Genomic DNA, 5,033 nt, shown 5'->3' with positions numbered 1-5,033 from the left:
AACCTTTTTTCTAACGGTTAGAAAAATCTGGTTCTTTAACTGCTTGCGAAAAGCTTTTATTTCCTATATAATTACAATAGAAAAAAGCGAAAGGTGGCATAACAATTGAATACACGTGATGAAGGATCTGCTTTTCTGCGATATAGAAAGCCGGCTGTTTTTATTCGAAAATATATGTCAGAAGAATTGATCTATCTGTATGGATTCCTGATCAAGGACAAACCTCCGGAAAACGTAATATACAACAAATACCTAATGGAAATTCCTGAACTGCAATGGAACCCAAACCCCTCATTGGAAGACATTATTGCGTATAGTATTTATCTTGCGCTTGATAATGAATCTCTTGATCAAGCGATAGCTACCTACTTTGACAAAAAGAGAAATTATAAAAAGAACTGGTATAAACCCATCCATGAGGAAATGACTGGAAAGATTTCTGTCAAAAATCCAGAATCCTTAAGACACTATGCCGAGGGGATTCAGGCAGCTAAAAGATATGAGAAAAAAACAATTGACATAAAACAGTGTATGGAAGAGACAGCTGAGATCATTGAAAAATGGAGAAGGGACAAGTTTTCTTATCTGACGGATTTCTTTTTCTGTCCTGATAAACCTGACCACTCCATAGCCAGGGCATTTCTATATGATGTTACATATGATTCATTGGTAATCCTGAAAACCAGATTTAATGGTTCCCTGGAAGGATTTAATATGAAAGTTCCTTCTGATTTTACCACTAAAGCACTGTCTTCTTACAGGTCATCCGACGTTGACACAAAACCTTCCATTGATGTTAATAAAAACGTGGTTCTTTCCTCTCGATATACATATCAGAATGAAGAAGAAAACAGTACGAACGTCATGGATATGCAATACACCCCAGCACTCCCTCCAGAATTTATAGTTGACGCTGAAATGACAGAGGAGCAGTTAATAAAGAAATTAAACAGCTTTAATATTGGACTGAACGTCCGGGAACTGGATACTATCGATCAGGCTGTCGTTACACAGCTTTTCACGATGATCAGTGGAGAAAATATCGGCGAAACATATATATCCTGTGACTTTAAAGATTTCGTCCAGCGAGTCACAAGGACAGCACGTCCGCGAAAAGCAAATCTTGACGACATAGCAGAAAGGTTGCAAAAACTAAAATACTTGGGATACTCTTACACTGAATACGATCAGGAAACGGGAGACATAAAGACACAGGCCAGTATAGGTTTTATCAACTCTGTAAACATTGACCGTGCAAACAACATCCTGACTTTTTCCCCAAGTGCAGAATGGAAAAACCAATACGTAACAAATTCATACATTCAGATTGATTCAGAATCCTACGAAAAGATCAATTCCTATCAGACGCGGGCGATACTGATGCTCCTCCAGCAAGAACGGCTTGCCAATTTCGCAAAAGGGATCACTGCAACTACGTTATCGATGAAATTTTTCCGGACACATATGAAACTGATCAAAGTCCAGAATTCCATGTTTGTACGGGAACTGGAAAACCATCTCAGGACACTCCAATCTGAAGGCATTGTTGTAGAGGATTACGAATTCAGGCGAAAGAACACATCTGTTAAAATTTACTTTACCCATTTGACTGAAATGGAAAAGATTGCTTATGGATATTCCGTACGACCCGGTTTGGAAAATAATAATTAAGTTTACCGTCCAGGCTTCCTGTCTGGACGGTTTTTTTTATCTAAATATGATTTTACTCCAAAAATAGGTGATTTTACTCCAAAAATGTGGCAAGTTTTTTTATTTTTGCATTTTACTCAAAAAAAGTGGCAGGTTTTTTTGCTAAATCTTATTTTTTCTTTAGTTTAATCTTTCAAATATGAACTATATGTTGTAAATTTACTCAAGAAAAAAGCAGTTTTACTCCAAAAAAGTGGCAAGATTTTTTATTTCTGGGTTTTACTCCAAAAAAATGGCAGGATTTTTTTCACTGAACATGATTTATTCAATTTTGATTAAAGGATTTACTCCAGTAATATAGATTTACTCCAATTATATGGCAGAATTTTTTTTATTTTTAATTATTACTCCAAAAAAGTGGCAGGTTTTTTTATTTTTGCATATTACTCCAAAAAAACGGCATGATTTTTTTTCTAATCTCTTAATCCTATCTCATTCAATTGCTCAAATATGAACTACATATTGTAAATTTACCCAGAAAAATAGTAATTTTACTCCAAAAAAGTGGCAGGTTTTTTTTATTTCACGTTTTACTCAAAAAAAATGGCAGGTTTTTTTTATTTTTTTTAGCTTTATCCTTCTTATCGACTGTTTTTTTCGTAACTTCCTACGTATTTTTTTCTCCCAGGTTCTTGGAAACATTGAAAAAACGGGCAGAAATGAAATAATATACCAGAAAATTAAATTTTACTCAAAAAACGCGGCAAGATGTTTTATACTCATCATTTCCTAGTTTCGCAGTCCTAAAATTACACTTCTCCCACGAAAATGGGGCAGATATTAAAAAAAACGGGAATTTTCTAAAATACCCCGTTTTTAAGCCACTTTTTTTAGTTTTACAATCTCCCCCAATTATTGTATAGTGGGAGTTAGAAAAAATGTCTCCGGAATTGGGACTCCGGAGACATTGGGAATAGATAGGTCCAACCGCCAAGAAAGACCTTATAACCAATCATTATACCTATGACTGGCTTCTGGGATTATTATATCTTAACAGAAGTTTATTTGCAATACCCTTAAGCCAGTTTTTTAGGTTTTTTAATGATTCATAAAAACAGGAGCTGGGGTATATGAAAATAACACCGTATGCCAGAGTCGGCAGATCTCCTCTGATCAAAGCCGTCGGTCTGCAAAAAAACTTTAAAGAAATATACTACACAAAAACTCTTGAGCTGGATCGCTATGCATCCGGCTGTTTTTCGTGTCCAAATTATAAAAATGTGGAATTTGCCGAATTTATGCCTCCGCAGATTCAGACAAAAGCGAAACAATGCTGCGCCAGCTGCCCGTTTGCGCAGTATAAAACAGTTTACAAGGAACATGTAAAATATATTAATGAAAAAAATATGTTCGGGTATGCGAGAAGGCTTACTGCCATTCCGTTAAAACTGCTGCTAGTATATCATTTCGGTTCTCCGAATCCGCAGGGGATCGTCCGCGGATATAATACAACACAGCTTGCTGCTTACCTTGGATGCTCTCCAAGGTCTGTTCGTAATGCCAATATAACTCTCGCGGAATTCGGTTACATCCATGTTTTGGAAAGCTTTAAAAAGAACCACTTTGACGTGATGCTTATGGAATACAAGGATTATGCCAAAACTGCAAGGGAAGGCGGCCGCGGATATGCTACTTTTAATAAGGAATTTCTGGATGAGATAATGCAGATCACAGATATTAACCAGTTAAGAGTTTTCTTACGTATTGCTCTCGACCTGGATACAAAAAAAGATCCGGAAGAAGAAATCTCCTATTCTTCCCTGCAGCGTTTTCTTCCTGATTACTGTAAAAAAGGCGTGATCCAGAAGGCTCTTTCCGCAGCATCCCGTCTATATGATCTTGTATTTGATAATGATAAGATCAAATTTACATTAAATACAATCTTCCATGGAAGGACGGAGTATGAAAACTCCCAGATCTCCGGGGAAAACGAAATCTATGAGTATATCCAAAAAATTGACTCTTCCATTGAAACAGTCAATCAGGCAATCTTGGAAGATAAGCCCGTTGAAACAGAATTTCTTTCTGATCAGGAGATCGAGCCTTCTATAACGTCAAAAATCAAAAATGCAAAATTGTACGTAGCTTTTGAACTTTCCGCGGAAGATTTTAAAGATCTTGGACTATTGGTTTCTACTTATTCTATAGATGCGGTCAAAAAAGTAATAAGATACATACATAAAAACTACGTTGCCAAATTAAAGACGATCGATAATTTTGGTGCATTAGCCCGAACGCTTTTAAAAGATGAAACATTTCCACTAAATCTGCAGTCTGTTTCCCTGTAGCAGGTCTTATTTTTGTGCGCTTTTTTATCTCTGCACTACTCTCCCACCCCTTTATTCTCCATTAATGAATCCTATCAGTTGTAAGATTGCTATAATCAGCTGTTTTTTTATTTACTGCCGGAAAAAATTCATCCACATAAATAATAATTTATTCCACAAGAGAAATTATTCATTCACTTTTAATATATTTTCATCCACATTCGGGAAAATTAATTCCACAATTAAAAAAAATATATCCACTTCCGCAAGTCTTTCATCCACGGCCTTCTTTTTTACGTCCACACACATATCCTTATCTCCCCCTCAAAATTGACCTAAACACTTGCTGTTACAAAGATTCTTATGTATCTCTTTTACCAATTATGTTTAATTATGTTTAATTATATAAAACTCTGTATAGATTACTCTCCTACTCTCCTTCCCTCCCACATATTTCATCCAGCAATATATTCTCCATATTTTCTTTGTTAGAAAAACGAAAGGAGAAATAACAAATGAACAAATTAGAACTTCTAACAAAGGAACTCAATGAAGCTTCCAGAATCTATTACACAGAAAACAGACAGATCATGAGCAACAAGGAATGGGATGCTAAATATGATGAGCTGGTTTCCCTTGAACACAAACTGGGATACTCTCGTCCTGACAGTCCGACAAAGAATATCGGATACCGTGTCGTATCCCACCTTGAAAAAGTTACCCACGAGGTCCCTGCCCTCTCTCTGGATAAGACTAAGGACAGGGAAGCACTTGCTGCCTGGTTAAATGGAAGAACCGGAGTCCTGTCCTGGAAGATGGACGGACTGACTGTTGTTGTGACCTATTTAGGTGGAAAGCTTGTCCGTGCAGTGACCCGCGGAAACGGTGTTGTAGGGGAAGACATTACCCACAACGCCCCGGTGATTCATGGCATGCCAATGACCATTCCGGAAAAAGGAAAAGTCATTGTCCGCGGAGAAGCTGTGATCAGCTATCAGGATTTTGAGGAAATCAATAAGTCCCTTCCTGAGGGGGATACTTACCAGAATCCAAGAA

General features: G+C 36.9%; 2 protein-coding genes and 1 pseudogene. All 3 read left to right on the top strand.

Going from position 1 to position 5,033, the window contains the following annotated elements:
• The first annotated feature begins 105 nt into the window (after positions 1 to 105).
• Complete coding sequence (locus AC075L_RS05955; RefSeq protein ID WP_161233850.1) at positions 106 to 1,671, top strand: hypothetical protein; 1,566 nt, start codon at positions 106 to 108, stop codon at positions 1,669 to 1,671.
• Between the two features lie 1,109 nt (positions 1,672 to 2,780).
• Positions 2,781 to 3,998 (top strand): hypothetical protein, encoded by a 1,218-nt coding sequence (locus tag AC075L_RS05950; RefSeq protein ID WP_476387347.1) that lies wholly within the window; start codon positions 2,781 to 2,783, stop codon positions 3,996 to 3,998.
• Between the two features lie 494 nt (positions 3,999 to 4,492).
• Positions 4,493 to 5,033 (top strand): annotated as a pseudogene (locus AC075L_RS05945) (NAD-dependent DNA ligase LigA); the annotation flags it as partial.

Source organism: Blautia sp. ZXY-1-B12, from assembly GCF_056339915.1.
Note: the sequence above shows the minus strand (reverse complement) of the source record. Positions and strands in the feature narration are given on the sequence as shown.

Excerpts from the sequence above, each read along its gene's own strand:
- AC075L_RS05950 (WP_476387347.1), top strand. The coding sequence starts at position 2,781 with ATGAAAATAACACCGTATGCCAGAGTCGGCAGATCTCCTCTGATCAAA.